We start from the raw sequence: 18,934 nt of genomic DNA on the forward strand, positions 1-18,934 counted from the left end.
CGGGTCAGCGCGTCCCGTACAGCACGATGGTCTTGCCGCGGGCGTGCAGCTTGCCGTCGATCTGCAGCTTCTTCAGGACGCGCCCGGCCATCTCGCGCGAACAGCCGACCAGCCGCGCCAGCTCCTGGCGCGACACCCGCAGCTGCGTGCCCTGCGGATGGCTCATCGCCTCGGGCTCGCGGGTGAGGTCGTGCAGGGTGCGGGTGATGCGGTCGGTCACGTCGAGGAAGGCAAGCCGCCCGGCCTTGCGGCTGGTGTCGATCAGGCGCCGCGACAGCTGCGCACCGATGGCATAGAGGATCCGCGTGGCGTCGTTGGACAGCGGCCCTTCCAGCAGGGCCTGCAGGCGCTCGTAGCTGATCTCCGCCAGCTCGCAGGGCATGCGCGTGCGCAGGATCACCTCGCGGCGGTTGGAGTCGATGAACAGACCCATTTCGCCAACGAACTCGCCGTTGCCGAAATAGCCGAGCACCAGCTCACGACCGTCGTCCTCCTCGGCGATGATGCTGACCGAGCCGCTGACGACGTAATAGAGCGTGCCGGCGGGGTCGCCGGGGCGGAAGACATCGGTGCGCGCCGGGTAACGGCGGCGGTGACAATGGGCGAGGAATCGTTCGATAGTCGCCGGCGTGGGCATAAGGGGATGCACCGGTCGTTGGAGGAGGGGGATGACGGCCACAGCGCGTACGCTCATTGCCTGAACAGTCGGGGAAGCACCGGAGAGTAGGCGGTCCCGGCGCGCCGGGCAAACTCCGGTACAGCGAAGTCTGCCCGATTGCCCCATAATTCGCCTTTCGCCGTCTCAGCCAGAGGTCGACCGAGTGGTCAAGCCGCTGCCCCGCCTGAAGCTCCAGGGGTTCAACAATCTTACGAAGGCCCTGTCCTTCAACATCTACGACGTGTGTTACGCGTCGTCCGAGGACGAGCGTCGTCGCTACATCGAGTACATCGACGAGGCGTACAACGCGGACCGGTTGACGCAGATCCTCACCGACGTGGCCGAGATCATCGGCGCCAACATCCTCAACATCGCCCGCCAGGACTACGACCCGCAGGGCGCGTCGGTGACCATCCTCATTTCCGAGGAGCCGGTGATCGACCGCAAGGATGCCAAGGGCGTGATCTCGGATGCGGTGGTCGCGCACCTGGACAAGTCGCACATCACCGTGCACACCTATCCGGAGACCCATCCGGACAACGGCATCGCGACCTTCCGCGCCGATATCGACGTCGCCACCTGCGGCGTGATCTCGCCGCTGAAGGCGTTGAACTACCTGATCGAAAGCCTCGAGTCCGACATCGTGGTGATGGACTACCGGGTGCGCGGCTTCACCCGCGACATCAAGGGCAAGAAGCACTTCATCGACCACAAGATCAACTCGATCCAGGACTACCTGGCCAAGAACATCAAGTCGCGCTACGACGCGCTTGACGTGAACGTCTACCAGGAAAACATCTTCCACACGAAGATGCACCTGAAGGAGTTCGACCTCGACCAGTACCTGTTCGAGGAGAAGGCGCGCAACCTCTCCTTCAAGGAGCGGATGAAGATCGAGGCACGGTTGAAGCGCGAGATCGAGGAGCTCTACCACGGCCGCAATCTGGCCGATTGATCGAGTGCCGTGATTCGTGATTGGTAATTCGTGAAAGCAAAGGCCCCGCTTCGGCGGGGCCTTTGCTTCGTGAGTCGCTCTTACGAATCACCAATCACGAATCACCAATCACAGCCTGTAAGCCACCGTCTTCATCGCCTTCGAAGCCAGGCGCATCACCGCCGGGATCGGCTGCGGCAGTACGCGGGCGCCGGCGCGCTCGGCCTCGTCCGCGTGGCGGGCCTCGTCGGCCTTCATGGTTTCGAGGATCGCGCGGCTGCGCAGGTCGGCGGGCGGCAGCGTCTGCAGGTGCTCGTCCAGATGGGCCTCGACCTGGCGTTCGGTCTCGACCACGAAGCCCAGGTTCCAGCCATCGCCACGCAGCCCCGCAGCCAGGCCGATGGCATAGCTGCCGGCGTACCACAGCGGGTTGAACAGGCTCGGGCGGTCGTCGAGCTCGCGCAGGCGCTCGGCGCACCAGGCGAGATGGTCGGTTTCCTCCTGCGCGGCCGCCATGAGGTGCTCGCGGGTATGTGCATCCCGCGCCACCGCGGCCTGGCCCACGTACAGCGCCTGCGCACAGACCTCGCCGACATGGTTGATGCGCATGAGGCCGGCCGCGTGCCGGCGTTCGGCCGGCTCCAGCGCGACATCCGGGGTGCCTGCGGCGGGGTTGGGGCGCGTGGCGGGCGGGTCGCCGAGCACGGTATCCATGGCGTGCTGGGCCTGGGCGAGGATGCGGTCGAGGAAGGTCAGCTGTCGGGCGTGCATGGCGGCGTCGGGCGTGGGGAGCTGGCATCATGTTCGCCCCGGGTGGCCGCCGCGCCAATCCCCGTGTGGGAAAACCCGCCGCCGCTTGCGAGGCGGGCCGCGGCCGGCTATCATTCCGCTTCTTTGTTGCACCGAAAACGCGAGGCGACGTTCCGCCGGCCGCAACGGCCCGCCCGGAACCAGCCCGACCATCGACCTTCGAGTACCAGTATTCCGTCATGAAGACTTTCACCGCCAAGTCCGAGACCGTCCAGCGTGACTGGTACGTCGTCGATGCCTCCGGCAAGACGCTCGGCCGCCTCAGCAGCGAAATCGCCCGCCGCCTCCGTGGCAAGCACAAGCCCGTCTACACCCCGCACGTCGACACCGGTGATTACATCATCGTGATCAACGCCGAGAAGGTGGCCGTGACCGGCAAGAAGCTCACCGACAAGCTCTACCACCGGTTCACCGGCTATATCGGCAACCTCAAGACCGAGACGCTGGCGCAGGCGCTCGAGCGCCATCCGGAGCGCGTGATCGAAACCGCGGTGAAGGGCATGCTGCCGAAGAACACGCTGGGCCGCGCGATGTACCGCAAGCTCAAGGTCTACAAGGGTACGGAGCATCCGCACACCGCCCAGCAGCCGCAGCCCCTGGAACTCTAAGTCATGGCTATTTCGCAGAATTACGGCACTGGCCGTCGCAAGTCCTCCGTCGCCCGCGTGTTCCTGCGCAAGGGCAGCGGCAACATCAACGTCAACGGCCGTCCGCTCGACGAGTTCTTCGGCCGCGAGACCGCGCGCATGATCGTGCGCCAGCCGCTCGAGCTGACCCAGAACACCGACAAGTTCGATGTGCTGGTCACCGCGTCCGGCGGCGGCACCACCGGCCAGGCCGGTGCGATCCGCCTCGGCATCGCCCGCGCGCTGGTCGAGTACGACGAGTCGCTGAAGACCGAGCTGCGCAAGGCCGGCTTCATGACCCGCGACGCCCGCGAGGTCGAGCGCAAGAAGGTCGGTCTGCACAAGGCCCGCCGCGCGACCCAGTTCTCCAAGCGTTAATCGCATCGCGCCGGGCCTGCGTACCCTCTGTACGCATCCGGCCGGTCGACGCTACAATCCGCTTCCCACAGCCCCGTCGCCAAGCGGTAAGGCACCTGACTCTGACTCAGGCATTCGGAGGTTCGAATCCTTCCGGGGCTGCCAGATCCAACTCCCGCCGCGTGCGGGGGTGCGAAGAACCCGCCGCGAGGCGGGTTTTTCCGTTGTGGGCCGTGGGTCCGGCGCGGGGATGCCGGCAGCGGTGCGCGGCAGCCCGCTGCGTAGCGCCATCGCACGCTGGTTCCTGCCGTGGCCTGGCAGGACAATGTGCGGGCGGCCACCCGCGACCTTCCAGGACCCTCGCATGACGCCCGACCTCGCTCCCTCCTGCACCCCGCTTGCCGATGTCGTCGCGACGATGCGCGCGCGAGGCTACGCGGTGCTGACGGCCGCCGACGTGGCCGCACTGGCCGGCGTGGGCGCAGGCGCGTTCGAGGACATGCGCGGGAGCTGGGAGCGCCTGCCACCCGATACCTACCTGCTGGATGGTGGTCGCTACCGCCATCGCCGCCACTCCTGTTTCGTCGTCGATCACGCGGCCGGTTCGATCCAGCTCGCGCCGCACCGCGCGCACTGGCAGCCGCGCGACTACAACGCGTTGCACGGCGGCATGCGCCGCTGGTTCGAACCGGTCGAGGAGCCCGTTGTGGCGGCGCCGGCGTGGAACGGGCTGCTGCAGGGCCTTGCTGGAATCGGTGACGCGCTGCATGGGGCGCAGCCGTGGTACGTCGAGGCGCACCAGTTCCGCATCGACACCAGCGACGGCATCGGACGCCCCACGCCCGAGGGCGCGCACCGTGATGGCGTGGATCTCGTCGCCGTGTGCATGGTGGGCCGCCATGCCATCAAGGGCGGCGAAACCCGCGTGTTCGACGCGGACGGCCCCGACGGGCAGCGCTTCACCCTGTCCGAGCCGTGGTCGCTGCTGCTGCTTGACGACGCGCGGGTGATCCACGAATCCACGCCGATCCAGCCGGTGGACGGGCACGGGCATCGCGACACGCTGGTCATCACCCTGCGGGCGGGCAATTTCCAGGGCGACGACTGAGGGCGCTTCGGCGGTCATCAACGCGGGCCGGTGGCGCAGCGGAGTTCACGCCTGCCACGCCGTGCATTCCGCCACGCGGAAGGCGCGCCACGCAGGGCTTCACCGGTGACTACCGGATCCGGAGCCGCGAAGCGCCGTGGATCCGCACTCCTCCGCGTTTGCGTCGATCCGCGGCTGGAACCACGACTTCAGGCCGCGCCGCTACAATTCCCGCTTTGCACTGTTTTGCGGAGCGGCAATGAAGCTTGGTTCCCTGAAGGAGGGCGGCCGCGACGGCACCCTCGTCGTCGTCTCGCGTGACCTGGCCCGCGCCGTGCGCGCCGATGGCATCGCGCCGACCCTGCAGCGCGCACTCGAGGACTGGTCGAACATCGCGCCGCGGCTCAACGCGCTTGCGCAGCAACTCGAAGCCGGCGACGTCGATGGCGTGTTCGAGCTCGACATCGCCGCGCTGGCGTCGCCGCTGCCACGCGCCTACGAATTCGTCGATGGCAGCGCCTACCTTCCGCACGTCGAGCGCGTGCGCCGCGCGCGGGGTGCCGAGGTGCCGGAGAGCTTCTACACCGACCCGCTGATGTACCAGGCCACCAGCGCCGGTTTCCTCGGCCCGCGCGACCCGGTGCGCGTGGTCAGCGAGGACTACGGCATCGACCTCGAGGCCGAGATCGTGGTGATCACCGACGACGTGCCGATGGCGGCGACGCCGGAGCAGGCCGCGGGCCACATCCAGCTGGTCGGCCTGGTCAACGACGTGTCGCTGCGCAACCTGATCCCCGGCGAGCTGGCCAAGGGCTTCGGCTTCCTGCAGTCCAAGCCGCGCTCGGCGCTGAGCCCGGTGTTCGTCACTCCCGACGAACTGGGCGACGCCTGGCGCGACAACAAGCTGCACCTGCCGCTGCTCACCCACGTCAACGGCGAGTGGTTCGGCGCGCCCGAGGCCGGCGTGGACATGCAGTTCGACTTCGCGCAACTGGTCGCGCACGTGGCGAAGACCCGCCCGTTGTCGGCCGGCACCATCGTCGGCTCGGGCACGATCGCCAACCAGGACACCGGCAAGGGTGCGTCGTGCTTCGCCGAGAAGCGCACCGTGGAGACGCTCGAACACGGCAAGCCGCTGACCCCGTTCCTCGCCTTTGGCGATACGGTGCGCATCGAGATGCTGGATGCGCGCGGCGATTCGATCTTCGGTGCCATCGAACAGCGCATCGAACGACAGGCGGTCTGAGCATCCGCGCGCGCGGCATTCCCCGCGCGCGCTGAACGCGTTAACGTGCACGGCTGGCACGGGGGTGCCGAAGGGGACGGGGACAGATGAGCGAGCGCCTGGCGCTGTATTCCTACTGGCGATCGAGCGCCGCCTACCGCGTGCGCATCGGCCTGAACCTCAAGCGCCTTCCCTACGACATCATGCCGGTGCACCTGGTGCGCAACGGCGGCGAGCAGCTCGCGCCCGCGTACGCCGAACACGCCCCGCAGAAGCTGGTGCCGATGCTCGTGCACGGGCAGCGTCGCATGCGGCAGTCGCTCTCGATCCTGGAGTACCTCGACGAGGTCTGGCCGGAGCCACCGCTGCTGCCGTCGACCGCGCGTGGCCGGCAGCGCGTGCGCGAACTCGCGCAGCTGGTGGCCTGCGAAATCCATCCGCTCAACAACCTGCGGGTGATGCGCTTCTTTGAGCACGAGTGGAACGTGCCGCAGCCCGAGCGCGAGGTATGGATGCAGCACTGGATGGTGGAAGGGCTGGGCGCGTTCGAGGCACTGCTCGACGGCCACCCGTCCACCGACGCGTTCTGCGAAGGCACGAGCCCCGGCCTGGCCGACTGCTGCCTGGTGCCGCAGCTCTACAACGCGCGCCGCTTCGGCGTGGATCTGTCGCCGTTCCCGACCTTGCTGCGCATCGAGCAGGCCTGCCTGGCGTTGCCCGCGTTCGATGCCGCGCGCCCGGAAAAACAGCCCGACGCGCCCTGAGGCGCGACTGCATCGGTGTCGTGGGAGCCCCGCTGCGGGTGCAGGGTGGTGGAGCGGGCAGGGCGCCGGAGGCTGTCCGGCGCGCATGCAGTCAGCGGATCAGTTCCTCGCCCGGCGAGTAGACGTCGGCATAGGGATCGTGCACGTCGCCGCCCTCCGACAGGCGGAACTTCAGCGCCAGGCCGTCGCGCGAGTCGGCGGCCTTCAGCGCCTCCTCCATCTCGATGCGGCCTTCCTTGTACAGGCGGAACAGGCACTGGTCGAAGCTCTCCATGCCTTCTTCCAGCGAGTCCTCCATCGCCTGCTTGATCTCGTGCACCTGCCCGCGTCGCAGCAGGTCGCGGATCATCGGCGTATTGATCAGCACTTCCGCCGCCGGCATGCGGCGGCCGTCGCGGCCGACCACCAGGCGCTGGCTGACCACCGCCTTGAGGTTCAGCGCGAGGTTCATCAGCACGTTCTTGTGCGCGGCCTCGTTGAAGAAGTTGAGGATGCGTTCGATGGTCTGGTCGGCATTGTTGGAGTGCAGCGTCGCCAGGCACAGATGGCCGGTCTCGGCGAAGGCGATCGCTGCCTCCATCGTCGTCGCGTCGAGGATCTCGCCGATCAGGATGACATCCGGCGCCTCGCGCATCGCGTTCTTGAGCGCGTTGTGGAAGGTGTGGGTGTCGAGCCCCACCTCGCGCTGGTTGACGATCGACTTCTTGTGCCGGTGCAGGTACTCGATCGGATCCTCGATAGTGAGGATGTGGCCCGAGGTGCTCGAGTTGCGGTAGTCGATCATCGACGCCAGCGTGGTCGACTTGCCGGAGCCGGTCGAGCCCACGATCAGCACCAGCCCGCGTGGAGCCATCACGATCTGCTTGAGCACCTGCGGCAGCTGCAGTTCCTCGATCGACGGAATGGTGCTGCGGATGGAGCGGATCACCATGCCCATCTCGCCGCGCTGTTTGAACACGTTGACGCGGAAGCGCCCGGCGTCCTGCAGCGACAGCGCCATGTTGAGCTCGAGCTCGCGCTCGAACACCGGCACCTGTCCCTCATCCATCAACGAGTAGGCGATCTTCTTGACCATCCCTGCCGGCAGGCCGGTATTGCCGAGGGGGTACAGCTTGCCCTCGACCTTGATGTACACCGGCGCGCCGGTGGTCAGGAACATGTCCGACGCGTTCTTTTCCGTCATCAGCTTCAGGAAATAGCCGATGTCCATGTGCGATCCCCTTGGTCTGGCCAGCCGGTCATTGCGCGGCGGGCACATGCTGCAGACAATTGGCCGCAGGTTCCCCACCCGGCGCGGCCCGATGTCCACTTTCGCACACTTCCCACGGTTCCTGCAGGCCTGCGCACTGGCAAGCGTGCTGGCGCTCACAGCTTGCGCTACCGTTCCGCCGCCGACGTCCGAGGTCGCGACCGCGCAACAGGCCGTCACCCGCGCCGCCAGCGCCGATGCCGACCAGTACGCCTTCCAGGACATCGAACAGGCACGCGCGCTGCTGGCACAGGCGCAATCGGCCCTTGCCGCGGGCCGCGATGCCGAGGCCCGTTCGGCCGCGCTGTCGGCGGCGGCGCTCGCCGACCTCGCCGCAGCCCGCAGCCGCGAGGCAGTCGCGCAGGCGGAACTCGCCCGTCACCGCGCCCAGATCACCGACCTGCGCCGCCAGTTGCAGATCGACGAGGAATGAACATGAAAGCCATTTCAGTGCTGCCCTTCCTCCTGCTGGCCGCTGTCGCAGGCTCCGCTGCGGCGCAGGCCATCGACGAGACCGACATGCTGGGCCGGCGCCTGCAGGCCCTCGAGATGGATCCCGCCACCAGCGGTTTCGCCCAGCTCGAACGGTTGCAGGCCCGCCAGGCCATCGATGCCTACGTCAATGCGCGCGCGCGCGACCGCGACGCGCTGCGGCAGGTGGCCGGCTGGCGCGTGGATACCGCCGAAACCGCCGCGCGTAGCGAGGCGCTGCGTCGCGAGATCGATCGCCTGGACCGCACCCGTGCGGACCTGCTGGTCGAGGCCAGTCGCCAGGAGGCCGCGCGGGCACGCGCCGAGGCCGAGCGCCTGCGCATCCAGGCGCAGATCCAGGCGGAGGAGACGGCCCGCCTGCGTGCTGCCGCCGATTCCGAGCTGACCGCCCGCCAGCAGGCCGAGACCGTGCTTGAGGGCGTGGCGAGCGACCAGGCGGCGAAGCTGCGGGCCGCACGTGCGCGTGATGCCGAGCTCGCCCGTCGCGAAGCCGAGCTGCTGCGCCAGGCCGAGCAGGACGGCGACTGAGCTGGAGCCGGGGCGCTCAGGCCGGGTTCAATAAAATCAAGAGGTTGGGTGAATGGGGTCGCGCCGCGCGATGGCGCCGCGATTACCCTCAAAGACCGCCGAAGTGGAAGTTGCCCGCGGTCGCAAAGTGATGACGCACACCCTTGCCCGGGTTGTGGCCGAGGAGTAGGGTCGATTCGAAGCGGTGCCACTGCGGTACCGCCGTCCAGGCCACTGCATATGTCGTACGTGCCCATCGCCCCAGCCGCCCCAGCCCGCCCAACGGCGACGCTGCGGTACGGGGCGGCTGGGCGTACGCGGTGTGGTCTGACCCCCAGGAACGCCCCGGTCTTCGCCGGGGCGTTCCTGTCTGTGCAACAGAGCTGCTGACAGGAGGCTTCCATCATGTTCGAAGGGCAACCCCAGGCCGAAATCGAAGCGGTGTTCCAGGCCAACCCGGAGTTCCGGCGCCTGTACCACCATCACAAGGAACTGGACAAGAAAGTCATGGATGCCGAACTCGGCGTGCTGCCGATCGATGAAACGACCCTGGCGCAGATGAAGCGCGAAAAGCTCCACGCCAAGGACCGACTGGTCCGCATGTACGACACCTTGCAGAACCACTGAGCGCGTCCCTACCCGCGGGCGGCACCGGTTCCCTCGTCGGCCGGTGCCGCCCGCGGGGTATCCGCGGGACGGGAGTGCGATAATCGCGGGTCCGCATCACGGCCGCGATCCCATGCCCATCCACGCTTCCGTTCTCGACCTCATCGCCGACACGCCCATCGTCAAGGCCCAGCGCCTCGATACCGGCGTGTGCGAGCTCTACTTCAAGCTCGAGAACCAGAACCCGGGCGGCTCCATCAAGGACCGCATCGGCATGAGCATGATCGAAGCCGCCGAGGCGCGTGGCGATATCCGGCCCGGCGACACCCTGGTCGAGGGCACGGCGGGCAATACCGGCATTGGCCTGGCGCTGGTGGCGCAGCAGAAGGGCTACCGGCTGGTGCTCGTCGTCCCCGACAAGATGAGCCGCGAGAAGATCTTCAACCTCAAGGCGATGGGCGCGGAGGTCGTGCTGACCCGTTCCGACGTCGCCAAGGGCCATCCGGAGTACTACCAGGACCTCGCCGCGCGCATCGCCGCCGAGACCCCCGGCGCCTACTTCATCAACCAGTTCGGCAACCCCGACAACCCCGCCGCGCACGAGCACGGCACCGGCCCCGAGATCCTCCGGCAGATGGCTGACGTCGGCGGGCTGGACGCGATCGTGTTTGGCTGCGGCAGCTCCGGCACCATGACCGGCCTGTCGCGCTGCTTTGCCGAGCAGGCGCCCCATGTCGAGATGATCCTCGCCGACCCGGTCGGATCGATCCTCACCGAGTACATCAACGAGGGCACGCTCAGCGACAAGTCCGCCAGCTGGATGGTCGAGGGGATCGGCGAGGACTTCCTGCCGTCGATCTCGGACTTCTCGCGGGTGAAGAAGGCCTATGCGATCGGCGACAAGGAGAGCTTCCTCACCGCGCGCGAGCTGCTGGAGAAGGAGGGCATCCTCGGTGGCTCGTCCACCGGCACCCTGCTGGCCGCGGCGCTGAAGTACTGCCGCGAGCAGACCACGCCGAAGAAGGTGCTGGTGTTCGTCTGCGACACCGGCAACAAGTACCTGTCGAAGATGTACAACGACTACTGGATGCTGGACAACGGCTTCCTCGAGCGCGAGCAGCACGGCGACCTGCGCGACCTGATCCTGCGCCCGTACGCCCAGCGCGACACCGTGGTGGTGGCGCCGACCGACCTCCTCATCACCGCCTACCAGCGGATGAAGCTCTACGACGTGTCGCAGCTGCCGGTGATGGAGGGCGACCGCCTGGTCGGTATCGTCGACGAATCCGACGTGCTGCTGCACGTCTACGGCGACGAGGCGCGGTTCCGCGACCCGGTGTCCACCGCGATGGTCAGCAAGCTCGACCGCCTCGACGTGAAGTCGCCGATCGAGGCACTGCTGCCGGTCTTCGATCGCGGCCAGGTGGCGATCGTCGTCGACGGCGAGCGCTTCCTCGGCCTGATCACCCGCATCGACCTGCTGAACTATCTGCGGCGGCGGGTGCAGTAGGCACTGGTGCGTTCGTAGCGCCTGCTATCCTGCGCGACCCAAAGTTCCCCGAATCGCAATGCACTCGGCTACCCCATTTGCAGCGGAACTACCCGTACCGCCGGCCCCGCGTCGTTTGGGGGAGCTTCTGGTTGCGGAGGGGCTCGTTACCCACGCCGATGTTGCGAAGGCACTGACGTTCCAGCAGCAGTTTGGCGGGCGCATTGGCAGCATTCTGGTGCGCCTGGGCGCCGTCTCGGAAGAGTCGCTCCTTCCCGTCCTGGGCCGTCAGCTGGATATGCCGTTACTGGACTCGGCGGACTGGCCGGCAGAGCCCGAGATGTTCATGGCTGCGCTGTCGGCCACTGGGATGCCGCCCGAGTGGTGGGTTGATCACGGCGTGGTGGCCTGGAAGACGAATGACGGCCGATTGTTGGCGGTGGCACGCGATCCACTGTCGCCACTGCTGAACGAAGTACTTGAGCGCGAGCTGGGCGAGCAGGGCTGGGGTTGGTGCCTGGCTCGTGCCCAGGATGTGGATCGCCTGGTGGAACAACTGTCGCGTCGTCGTGGCGACCAAGATGTCGACAACGACGATGTCAGCCATCTGCGCGAATTGGCCGAGGAAGCCCCGGTCATCGAGCTGGTCAACAATATGTTGGCGCAGGCGATGGACCAGCGTGCATCCGACGTGCACGTCGAACCCGAAGAGCAGCAGTTCAACGTCAGATTGCGCATCGACGGCATTCTGCACACGCGCATGACATTGCCAGCCAGCCGTTATCCGGCAGTGGCATCACGCATCAAGCTGATCTCCGGCATGGACATCGCCGAGCGACGTCTTCCGCAGGATGGGCGGCTTTCGGCTCGCGTAAGCGGCCGCGAGGTGGACATCCGCGTCTCGGCGGTCCCGGCTGTGCATGGGGAATCGCTGGTCATGCGCCTGCTGCCCAAGGAGCGTCAGGACCTCAGCCTTGAGCGCCTTGGCCTGTCGCCGCGTGACTTGCGCATGTTCCGCGGCTGGGCACGTGAGCCCCACGGCATCGTGCTGGTGACCGGTCCGACCGGCTCCGGCAAGTCGACCACCTTGTACGCAGTGCTGGAAGAAATGAACCAGCGCGACCGCAAGATGATCACGGTCGAGGATCCAGTCGAATACCAGGTGGGCGGTGTGACCCAGATCCAGGCAAATGCCGAGATCGGCTACACATTCGCGCGCGCCCTGCGCGCGATCCTGCGGCAGGATCCCGACGTCATCATGATCGGCGAGATCCGCGATCTGGAAACCGCCGAGATCGCAGTGCAATCGGCGCTCACGGGTCATCTGGTGCTCTCCACGCTTCATACCAACGACGCTGTCAGCGCATTCACGCGCCTTGTCGATATGGGGGTGGAACCCTTCCTGGTTGCGTCCAGCGTGCGCGCGGTGCAGGCGCAGCGCCTGGTGCGCCGCCTGTGTCCCGCGTGCAGCGCCGTCGACAACCCGTCGCTTGCCTCCGTTGAACAATCCATCGCCCCCTGGGTCGAGGACAAGAGTGCCGCAAACTGGCGCCGCGCAGTCGGGTGTTCCGCGTGCCAAGGCACGGGGTATCGCGGGCGGCTGGGCATTTATGAACTCGTTGACGTGACGCCGGCCATGCAGGAGCTGGTCATGCAACAGGCCACTACCGAGCGCATGCGCGAGCAGGCCGACAGTGAAGGTGCGCGCACACTGCGCGTGGACGGCCTGCTGAAAGCGCGCCAGGGCCTGACGACGGTTGAGGAAGTCGCGCGCGTCACCGGCGGCATGCCGGCGGACGCCTGACGTGCTGTTCCGCTACGAAGCCGTCGATCGCAGCGGCGCCAACGCCTCGGGCACCATCGAGGAGACCGGGGAACGCGAGGCCATGCGCCGGCTGACGACGTCCGGATTGACCGTCTTCTCACTCGTGCCGCAGCGGGAGGGTTGGTGGGCCGGCCGGCGGCGTGGTAAGCCGGGCAATCGCGAACTGCAACTGATACTTCAGGAATTCACCACACTGCTTGAGGCGGGAGTGGCCCTGGTAACAGCGCTGTCTTCGCTTGCACGCTCCAGCCACCATCCGGGCCTGACGGGTGCCTTCTCCAGCATGGAAAAGCAGGTGCGTCGTGGCGAGAGCTTCTCAACCGCGATGCGAGCTTCGGCGCTGGAGGTGCCGGAGTATTTCCATCAGCTGGTACAGGCAGGCGAGGCAACCGGCCGCCTGCCCGAATCCCTGCGTAGCGGTGTAGAGCAATTCGAATACGACCAGCGTGTGCGACAGGAGATGCGGGGAGCGCTGATCTACCCCAGCGTCCTGGTGGGCTCGGGCTTCGCGGCGGTGGGCATCATCTTCATGTGGGTGGTGCCACGGTTTGGCGGCATGCTCGCGCAGCACGGCGACCAGATGCCGACGATGTCGCGTTGGACCATCGCCACCGGAGTCTGGTTGAGCGAGCACGCGAGCCTGGTGGGAGTTGTGTTGCTCGCACTGGCACTGGCCGTGCGCGCGATCGTGCGGAGACCTGCCGTACGCGAGGCCTTCCAGGAGAACGCCGCGCGCCTGCCCGTGCTCGGTGATTGGCTGGTCGAGGCGGAAGTGGGGCGATGGGCCGGCACATTGTCGGCGCTGCTCGTGGGCAGGGTCGAGTTGATTCGCGCGCTCGGATTGGCTGCCGGATCCGTGCGTCTTGGCTTCCTGCGGTCACGCCTCACGCGCGTAGCGCAGGCGGTGAAGAGCGGTAGCAGTCTCTCTGCGGCGCTGCGCGAACACCGTGCCCTCAATCCCACCGGATACGACCTTGTGGCCGTGGGCGAAACCAGTGGCGAGCTACCAAAACTGCTTGCCGCGCTTGCACGGCTCTACGAAACAACAGGCCGTGACCGCATGAAGCGCGCGCTACAATTGATCGAACCGCTCGCGATCATTGTCATCGGCGCCGTGATCGGCACCATCGTTACGGCCATCATTCTGGCGATCACCAGCGTCAACGACGTCCCCCTCTGAACAGATTTACCGGAGTTCCCGCATGCGCGCCCCGTCCCGATCTGCTGGCTTCACCCTGCTGGAAATGCTGGTGGTGCTGGTCCTTATCGGCCTGATCGCCAGCCTGGTCGGCCCGCGGCTGTTCAGCCGTGTCGACGCATCCAAGGTGCAGGTGGCCGAGACCCAGATCCGCATGCTGCGCGGTGCGGTCGAGACCTACAGGCTCGAGGTCGGACGGCTGCCTACGGATGAAGAGGGGCTGTCGGTCCTGTTCAGGGCGCCGTCGGACGAGCGCGCTCGCGCCCGCTGGCGCGGCCCTTATCTCGACGAGGCGGTCCCCGAGGACCCATGGAACCGCCCGTACCTGTACTCCATTCCCGGCCCCGATGGCATGGGTTTCGCGCTGTACTCCCTGGGTGCCGATGGCGAACCGGGCGGCGAGGGCAACGATGCCGACGTGGGTTTCCTGCCCCCGCGCTGACCGCGGCCGCCCCGTTGCCGGGTTCAGCCTGCTGGAGTTGCTGGTTGTCCTGTTCCTGATCAGCGTGATGGCCGCCATGGTCGCGCCTCGCCTGCAGCGCACCTACCAGGCAATCGCCAGCAGTGGCGACCGCGCCGAGGTGCTGCGCAGCATCGAGCAACTTCCCTTCATCGCGCGGGCGCAGACACAGGCGTTGTCACTCCGGCCGGGGAATGCCTCGGAGGCGGAACTCACGGAGCTGCTTGCGCTGCCGGAGGGCTGGTTGGTTGCGCCGGTCACTGCGCTGCGCGTGGAGATCAATGGTTTTTGCCACCCGGCCGTGCTGCGCGTGAGTGGTGCGGGCACGGTCGAGGACTGGGCGCTTGCAGCGCCCGACTGTGGGGTGAGCGATGCGCCCTGACCAGCGGGGATTCTCGCTGCTGGAAGCCGTGGTCGCGCTGGCGATCCTGGCTGCTGCCGGCCTGGCGCTGTTCGCGGCAATGAGCCAGTCGATGCAGATGGTCGGTCGCGCCGAGGACTCGCGCACAGCCGACGCCGCCATGCGCAACGCCCTGGCCTGGGTGGAACAGCTCAATCCCACCGAGTCACCGAAGGGCGAACTGCAGTTTCCGCCGTACACGGTGTCGTGGACCTCGACCTTGCTGGAACCGGCTCGTCCCTCCGCCACTGGCTACCTCGCGCCCGGCCTGCACGACGTCGGGCTCCACCGGCTGCAATTGACGCTACGCCGCGATGGCGCCCTGATCCGCGAGTTCGACGTGCGCAAGGTCGGCTACCGCCAGGTCCGGGCGCCGGCGGAGCTGTGACCATGCCGTCGAGATCACCACCGCTGCTGCGCCGGAACATGCGCGGTTTCTCCCTGCTCGAGGCCATCGTCACCCTGGTGGTGGTGTCGCTGATCGTGACCGTGCTGATGCAGGCACTCGCACAGGCGTTGGACATGCGTGAGCGGCTGCTGCGCCACCAGCGTCAGTCGCGCACCGCGGCGCTGCAGGAGCAGTGGTTCCGGGACAGCGTGTCCAGCGCGCTGTCCGACCTTCCGGACGCGCTCGGTCACCTGGAAGGCGAGGCCGGTGTGCTCAACGTCCTCACCTCTGCGCCGCTTGTGGGCCAAGGTTTATCACGGGTGCGCTGGGAGGTGGTCGAGGCCAGCGAAGGTCTGGCCCTTGCTTACGATGGCCCGGGTTGGGCCGGTGTGGTCGTGCCGTCGCCCTTGCGCGAGGCACGCTTCAGCTACATGGATCGCGAAGGCGGATGGCACAGTGACTGGGCGCCCGAGGTTCCGGCCGACGCAGCTCCCGGAACCGTGCCAATGCTGCCTCGCATGGTGCGCTTCCAGGCCGAGACCACGCGCGGCGAAATGACCTGGCTGGTGCCGGTACGAAGCGAGCCCTATGTGCCGCAGCGAATGCGCGTGGGCAGCGATGGCATCTGAACCGCGCCGCCAGCAGGGTTTCATCCTGGCCATCACTCTCTGGCTGCTGGCCGGCATCGCGGTGGTCGTGGGGTTGATGACCTGGTGGGCGCAGGAGCAGGTGCGTGGCGCTACCGTCGAGCGCGACCGGATCGAGGCCGAGGCCGCCATGCTGTCAACCGCCCAGACCGTGATCTACCTCGCGGTCACCCGCGATATGACTCGCGCCGGCATTCCCACCACGGCACTCGCCGATGACGAGCGCTCCATGCGCCTGCTTGACGAAATGGGTGGGCTGATGCGCGACCCCATCGGCGGCGAACTCTCGGTAGACGGTTCGGTGTACCTCGGTCTGGGCGACACCCGTTTCACGATCCAGGACGAGTCCGGCCTGTTCCCGCTGGTGTTTCCAAGCGACCAGCGCCTGGACGCCTTCCTCGTCAGCCAGGGCGTTCAGCGCGAGCTGATCCCGCGGCTGCGCGACACGCTGCTTGACTACATCGATGCCGACGACCTGCGGCGACTCAACGGCGCCGAGTCGCGGGAGTACCGCCAAGCGCGCCAGCCGGAGCCGCTCAACCGCCGACTGCTGCTCCCGGTGGAGCTTGACCGCGTGCTGGGTTGGGACGAACTGCCCGAAGCAGTGCGTCGCCGCCTGCCGGACCTGGTGACCACTTATTACGGCGGTGCCGTCAACCTCAATACTTCGCCGCCAGAGCTGCTGCCGATCCATCTGGGCGGCTGCCCCGAGACCTGCCAGCTGCTGGCCGAGCAGCGTACCCGCCGGCCTTTCGCCAACAGCGTGGAAGTGCTGTCCGCGGTGGGCGCGCGGCTGGAGGGCGACCCCGCCGTCGACTATCGCTACATGCCTGCCCAGGAGCTGCGTCTGACGGTGTGGGGCGGAACGGGCGCCGCTTTGCGCATGCATGTACGATTGTCGCCCCTTGCCGATCAACGTGCGCCCTGGGCGGTCCTCGCGGCCTACCCGGTGCCCAGACCTGCCTCCGATGACCCTGCGCGAACGCCTGAGGGCGCTCTTTTTTCCGACCCGCAGACTGCTGACCGCTGACGCCACCCAGGTGTTGGCCGGCGGCGCGTTGGGTGGGGTGGAATGGGTGGTTCCCAGGGCACGTTGCCAATATCACCGGGCCGAGTTCTCCGGTCTTACACCGCGGCGGCGACAGGCGGCTGCCGCGCTTGCAGCGCGGCAGCACGAAACCGGTCCTGCCGCTCGCTCGCAGGTGGCCTGGAGCGGCGCTGTCGCGCATATCTGGGTCTGGAGCGAAAACGCGGACGAAGCCGCGCCGCCCGGGGCGGAGTTCGCCTGGACTCCCGAAAGCCTGCTGCGTCCGGCACCTGCGCTCGACGGTGTACGCCTTCTGCGGCTGGTCGACGGCTTCGAGGGCCAGTACTGGCGGGACGGTGTCCTGCGTGCGAGCCGCTGGTGGGGCGAGCCGCCACGGGCGGACGCCTGGGGCCGGTTCCTGCGTGGGTGCGGGCTTCCCGCTGGAACCGATGTGGCAGTGCCTGAGGATCCGGGCTGGGCACGACAGCCCTGGGCAAGCCGCGGCTGGAGGCTGCCAGCCTCGCCGGCGCGCCTGGAACGCATCGCCTGGCAGGGCGTATTCGGGCTGCTGGTGCTTCTGGCTGGCTGGCAGTTGGCCGCTGCCCTGACCTGGGCGGTGGCACGCGAACGCCTCGACAGCTCGCTCGCCAGCCTGCGCGCGCAGGCCACGCCCCTGCTGGAAGCGCGCGAACGCGCCGAGACTGCGCGCGGCACGCTGGAAGGCTACCGTCGCCTGGCCGAGGACGGCCTCAGCGACTACGCCTTGATGGCCGACGTCGCCACGGGCCTGCCTGAGGACGGGCAACTCAGGGCATGGCAGCGCGACCGCGAACGGCTGCAGGTCCAGGTGGCTTCCGCCGAGGCCGACCCGCGACGCTTCGTCTCCGCCTATCAGAGCAGCGACACCCTCGGCGAAACCAGTGCCACCCCCGGGCGCGACGGCGCCATGCAGATCGACTTCGTCCTGACCACCACGAGCGGTCCCGGCGCCGGTGACCTGCCTTGATCGCAACGCAGCGGGACCGCGTGCTCAGCGAGTGGCGGGCCAACCGGCGCCTGCGCCTGGCCGTGCTGGTGATCGTGCTGGTGGCTGGCGTGCATCTGGCGCTGTCTGCTTCCGAGCGGCGCGCGCCGAAGATCGAGGAATACCGTCGCGATGCCGAGCTCGTGGAGCGCCTGCGCGAGGCCAGCGCCGAGTCCGCGTGGCCCGCACGCGCTGAAGAGGCGGCGCAGCGTTTGGCCGAAGTACACGAGGGCCTGCCCCAGGTCGCCAGTACTGGCCTGGCCCAGGCCGAGATCCAGGCCTGGCTGGCGCAGCAGGCCCAGGCCGCCGGCCTCGGCGAGCCGAGAGTGCGAGTGGAAACCACGCTCGATGTTCCTGACCACCCGGAACTCTGGCAGGTGCTCGCGCGCCTGGATGCCACCGTCTCCCCGGGTGGCCTCGGGTCCTTTCTGCAGGCGGTGGCCGGTGGCCTGCCGTGGATCCAGGTCGAGCGCCTGGACATCTCCACCACCGCGGAAGGCCAGCGCCTGGTGCTGACCGCGCGCGGCTATTACCGCAAACCTGCCGGCGACGCGGAGGCTGCAGGCGATACCGATGCCGATGGCGCTGTCGATGCGGGTGTGCAGCTGGAGGACGATGCATGAGGCCGCTGCCCCGCTGGGCCGCGGTCGGCTCTACGCTTTACCCGACACTTCGCCGCATCGCGCCGTGGCTGCTGCCGGCCGTGGCGGGCGCGCTGCTGTTTGCGGTGTTTGGCACCGTGCCCTCGCGCCTCGATCGCACTGGCACCGGCGGCTCCGAGTGGGTCCTGCCAGATCTCCCGGACCGGGCGGCAACCGCGGCCGAAGCTGCAGCCGTCTGGGTCCAGCGTCACCCGTGGGGTGGGGCGCCGCCCGCCGAGGATCCGGCAGCCGCGGCGGCGGCTGCCGCGCCTGTGCCGGTCGCGATCGTGTCCACCGCATCGGGCCACGAGGCCGTATTCGTGATTCCTGGTGCGGGCGAAGTGCGCACCCGCGCCGGCGACACCCTGCCCGACGGCGGCCGCGTGGAACAGGTCGACGCGCTGTCTGTGGCCTGGATTGATGGCCAGGGCCAACGGCAGGAGCAGCAGATGCTCGCCGACCCGCCCAGGCAGCTCCAGCCCATCCCGTGAGTGCCAGGGCACTTCCCAGACCCGAGCCT

23 protein-coding genes and 1 tRNA gene are annotated in these 18,934 nt (G+C 67.8%); 21 read left to right on the top strand and 3 right to left on the bottom strand.

What is annotated here, in order from left to right:
• Positions 1–4: 4 nt before the first annotated feature.
• The gene (crp, locus tag E5843_RS02925) at positions 5–637 is read right to left on the bottom strand and encodes a cAMP-activated global transcriptional regulator CRP (protein WP_136413010.1); all 633 of its coding nucleotides are present in this window, start codon (positions 635–637) and stop codon (positions 5–7) included.
• A 184-nt stretch (positions 638–821) separates the two neighbouring features.
• Here crp and speD point away from each other — a divergent pair, with 184 nt between their 5' ends.
• Positions 822–1,613 (top strand): adenosylmethionine decarboxylase, encoded by a 792-nt coding sequence (gene speD, locus E5843_RS02930; RefSeq protein ID WP_134674948.1) that lies wholly within the window; start codon positions 822–824, stop codon positions 1,611–1,613.
• 108 nt (positions 1,614–1,721) lie between these two features.
• Here the strand turns inward: speD and coq7 are convergent, their stop codons facing one another.
• Entirely contained in the window at positions 1,722–2,363 is a 642-nt protein-coding gene (coq7, locus tag E5843_RS02935; RefSeq protein WP_136411771.1) for a 2-polyprenyl-3-methyl-6-methoxy-1,4-benzoquinone monooxygenase, read from the bottom strand.
• Positions 2,364–2,581: 218 nt separating this feature from the next.
• On the opposite strand from coq7, the gene rplM reads away from it, so the two are divergent.
• The 6 genes from rplM to maiA all read left to right on the top strand — a co-directional run bounded on the left by rplM (position 2,582) and on the right by maiA (position 6,461).
• The gene (gene rplM, locus E5843_RS02940; RefSeq protein ID WP_134674946.1) at positions 2,582–3,010 is read left to right on the top strand and encodes a 50S ribosomal protein L13; all 429 of its coding nucleotides are present in this window, start codon (positions 2,582–2,584) and stop codon (positions 3,008–3,010) included.
• A gap of 3 nt (positions 3,011–3,013) precedes the next feature.
• On the top strand, positions 3,014–3,406 hold the full coding sequence (gene rpsI, locus E5843_RS02945) for a 30S ribosomal protein S9 (protein WP_134674945.1): 393 nt from the start codon (positions 3,014–3,016) through the stop codon (positions 3,404–3,406).
• A 69-nt stretch (positions 3,407–3,475) separates the two neighbouring features.
• A tRNA-Gln gene (locus E5843_RS02950) sits at positions 3,476–3,550 on the top strand.
• A gap of 199 nt (positions 3,551–3,749) precedes the next feature.
• Positions 3,750–4,493, top strand: a complete 744-nt coding sequence (locus E5843_RS02955) for a 2OG-Fe dioxygenase family protein (RefSeq protein WP_136411773.1) — start codon at positions 3,750–3,752, stop codon at positions 4,491–4,493.
• A gap of 238 nt (positions 4,494–4,731) precedes the next feature.
• The gene (locus E5843_RS02960) at positions 4,732–5,718 is read left to right on the top strand and encodes a fumarylacetoacetate hydrolase family protein (protein WP_134674943.1); all 987 of its coding nucleotides are present in this window, start codon (positions 4,732–4,734) and stop codon (positions 5,716–5,718) included.
• A gap of 86 nt (positions 5,719–5,804) precedes the next feature.
• Positions 5,805–6,461: a maleylacetoacetate isomerase gene (gene maiA / locus E5843_RS02965; protein ID WP_134674942.1), complete on the top strand. Its 657-nt coding sequence runs from the start codon at positions 5,805–5,807 to the stop codon at positions 6,459–6,461.
• 91 nt (positions 6,462–6,552) lie between these two features.
• Here the strand turns inward: maiA and E5843_RS02970 are convergent, their stop codons facing one another.
• Positions 6,553–7,671 (bottom strand): PilT/PilU family type 4a pilus ATPase, encoded by a 1,119-nt coding sequence (locus tag E5843_RS02970; protein WP_134674941.1) that lies wholly within the window; start codon positions 7,669–7,671, stop codon positions 6,553–6,555.
• Between the two features lie 91 nt (positions 7,672–7,762).
• Here E5843_RS02970 and E5843_RS02975 point away from each other — a divergent pair, with 91 nt between their 5' ends.
• From E5843_RS02975 to E5843_RS03040, 14 genes are all read left to right on the top strand, one after another.
• Positions 7,763–8,143, top strand: a complete 381-nt coding sequence (locus tag E5843_RS02975) for a DUF4398 domain-containing protein (protein WP_134674940.1) — start codon at positions 7,763–7,765, stop codon at positions 8,141–8,143.
• A gap of 2 nt (positions 8,144–8,145) precedes the next feature.
• Positions 8,146–8,730, top strand: coding sequence for a hypothetical protein (locus E5843_RS02980; RefSeq protein WP_141065654.1), 585 nt, complete (start codon positions 8,146–8,148; stop codon positions 8,728–8,730).
• Positions 8,731–9,114: 384 nt separating this feature from the next.
• The gene (locus E5843_RS02985; protein WP_134674938.1) at positions 9,115–9,336 is read left to right on the top strand and encodes an HP1242/YdcH family protein; all 222 of its coding nucleotides are present in this window, start codon (positions 9,115–9,117) and stop codon (positions 9,334–9,336) included.
• Between the two features lie 112 nt (positions 9,337–9,448).
• Positions 9,449–10,825, top strand: coding sequence for a pyridoxal-phosphate dependent enzyme (locus E5843_RS02990; protein WP_136411777.1), 1,377 nt, complete (start codon positions 9,449–9,451; stop codon positions 10,823–10,825).
• Between the two features lie 58 nt (positions 10,826–10,883).
• Positions 10,884–12,608: a GspE/PulE family protein gene (locus tag E5843_RS02995; protein WP_136411778.1), complete on the top strand. Its 1,725-nt coding sequence runs from the start codon at positions 10,884–10,886 to the stop codon at positions 12,606–12,608.
• Between the two features lies 1 nt (position 12,609).
• Positions 12,610–13,809 (top strand): type II secretion system F family protein, encoded by a 1,200-nt coding sequence (locus E5843_RS03000; RefSeq protein WP_141065655.1) that lies wholly within the window; start codon positions 12,610–12,612, stop codon positions 13,807–13,809.
• 22 nt (positions 13,810–13,831) lie between these two features.
• Entirely contained in the window at positions 13,832–14,269 is a 438-nt protein-coding gene (gene gspG / locus E5843_RS03005) for a type II secretion system major pseudopilin GspG (protein ID WP_136411780.1), read from the top strand.
• Positions 14,238–14,669, top strand: coding sequence for a prepilin-type N-terminal cleavage/methylation domain-containing protein (locus tag E5843_RS03010; protein WP_279631941.1), 432 nt, complete (start codon positions 14,238–14,240; stop codon positions 14,667–14,669). Before gspG ends, E5843_RS03010 begins: the two co-directional genes overlap by 32 nt.
• Complete coding sequence (locus tag E5843_RS03015; RefSeq protein ID WP_136411782.1) at positions 14,659–15,075, top strand: prepilin-type N-terminal cleavage/methylation domain-containing protein; 417 nt, start codon at positions 14,659–14,661, stop codon at positions 15,073–15,075. Before E5843_RS03010 ends, E5843_RS03015 begins: the two co-directional genes overlap by 11 nt.
• Before the next feature lie 2 nt (positions 15,076–15,077).
• Positions 15,078–15,704, top strand: coding sequence for a PulJ/GspJ family protein (locus E5843_RS03020; RefSeq protein ID WP_136411783.1), 627 nt, complete (start codon positions 15,078–15,080; stop codon positions 15,702–15,704).
• Positions 15,694–16,752: a type II secretion system minor pseudopilin gene (locus tag E5843_RS03025; RefSeq protein WP_166815866.1), complete on the top strand. Its 1,059-nt coding sequence runs from the start codon at positions 15,694–15,696 to the stop codon at positions 16,750–16,752. The genes E5843_RS03020 and E5843_RS03025 overlap by 11 nt, the downstream gene beginning before the upstream one ends.
• Positions 16,691–17,755: a hypothetical protein gene (locus E5843_RS03030; RefSeq protein WP_136411786.1), complete on the top strand. Its 1,065-nt coding sequence runs from the start codon at positions 16,691–16,693 to the stop codon at positions 17,753–17,755. The genes E5843_RS03025 and E5843_RS03030 overlap by 62 nt, the downstream gene beginning before the upstream one ends.
• Positions 17,752–18,396 (top strand): hypothetical protein, encoded by a 645-nt coding sequence (locus E5843_RS03035; RefSeq protein ID WP_136411787.1) that lies wholly within the window; start codon positions 17,752–17,754, stop codon positions 18,394–18,396. The genes E5843_RS03030 and E5843_RS03035 overlap by 4 nt, the downstream gene beginning before the upstream one ends.
• The gene (locus E5843_RS03040; protein ID WP_136411788.1) at positions 18,393–18,905 is read left to right on the top strand and encodes a hypothetical protein; all 513 of its coding nucleotides are present in this window, start codon (positions 18,393–18,395) and stop codon (positions 18,903–18,905) included. Before E5843_RS03035 ends, E5843_RS03040 begins: the two co-directional genes overlap by 4 nt.
• Positions 18,906–18,934 lie beyond the last annotated feature (29 nt).

Source organism: Luteimonas yindakuii (assembly GCF_004803715.2).
Lineage (GTDB): Bacteria > Pseudomonadota > Gammaproteobacteria > Xanthomonadales > Xanthomonadaceae > Luteimonas > Luteimonas yindakuii.

Coding starts and splice junctions, on each gene's coding strand:
- crp (WP_136413010.1), bottom strand. CDS start 637: ATGCCCACGCCGGCGACTATCGAACGATTCCTCGCCCATTGTCACCGC.
- E5843_RS03040 (WP_136411788.1), top strand. CDS start 18,393: ATGAGGCCGCTGCCCCGCTGGGCCGCGGTCGGCTCTACGCTTTACCCG.
- maiA (WP_134674942.1), top strand. CDS start 5,805: ATGAGCGAGCGCCTGGCGCTGTATTCCTACTGGCGATCGAGCGCCGCC.
- E5843_RS02990 (WP_136411777.1), top strand. CDS start 9,449: ATGCCCATCCACGCTTCCGTTCTCGACCTCATCGCCGACACGCCCATC.
- coq7 (WP_136411771.1), bottom strand. CDS start 2,363: ATGCACGCCCGACAGCTGACCTTCCTCGACCGCATCCTCGCCCAGGCC.
- E5843_RS02985 (WP_134674938.1), top strand. CDS start 9,115: ATGTTCGAAGGGCAACCCCAGGCCGAAATCGAAGCGGTGTTCCAGGCC.
- E5843_RS03030 (WP_136411786.1), top strand. CDS start 16,691: ATGACCCTGCGCGAACGCCTGAGGGCGCTCTTTTTTCCGACCCGCAGA.
- E5843_RS02980 (WP_141065654.1), top strand. CDS start 8,146: ATGAAAGCCATTTCAGTGCTGCCCTTCCTCCTGCTGGCCGCTGTCGCA.
- E5843_RS03020 (WP_136411783.1), top strand. CDS start 15,078: ATGCCGTCGAGATCACCACCGCTGCTGCGCCGGAACATGCGCGGTTTC.
- E5843_RS02960 (WP_134674943.1), top strand. CDS start 4,732: ATGAAGCTTGGTTCCCTGAAGGAGGGCGGCCGCGACGGCACCCTCGTC.
- rpsI (WP_134674945.1), top strand. CDS start 3,014: ATGGCTATTTCGCAGAATTACGGCACTGGCCGTCGCAAGTCCTCCGTC.
- E5843_RS02955 (WP_136411773.1), top strand. CDS start 3,750: ATGACGCCCGACCTCGCTCCCTCCTGCACCCCGCTTGCCGATGTCGTC.
- E5843_RS03015 (WP_136411782.1), top strand. CDS start 14,659: ATGCGCCCTGACCAGCGGGGATTCTCGCTGCTGGAAGCCGTGGTCGCG.
- E5843_RS03025 (WP_166815866.1), top strand. CDS start 15,694: ATGGCATCTGAACCGCGCCGCCAGCAGGGTTTCATCCTGGCCATCACT.
- E5843_RS02975 (WP_134674940.1), top strand. CDS start 7,763: ATGTCCACTTTCGCACACTTCCCACGGTTCCTGCAGGCCTGCGCACTG.
- rplM (WP_134674946.1), top strand. CDS start 2,582: ATGAAGACTTTCACCGCCAAGTCCGAGACCGTCCAGCGTGACTGGTAC.
- E5843_RS02970 (WP_134674941.1), bottom strand. CDS start 7,671: ATGGACATCGGCTATTTCCTGAAGCTGATGACGGAAAAGAACGCGTCG.
- E5843_RS02995 (WP_136411778.1), top strand. CDS start 10,884: ATGCACTCGGCTACCCCATTTGCAGCGGAACTACCCGTACCGCCGGCC.
- E5843_RS03010 (WP_279631941.1), top strand. CDS start 14,238: ATGCCGACGTGGGTTTCCTGCCCCCGCGCTGACCGCGGCCGCCCCGTT.
- gspG (WP_136411780.1), top strand. CDS start 13,832: ATGCGCGCCCCGTCCCGATCTGCTGGCTTCACCCTGCTGGAAATGCTG.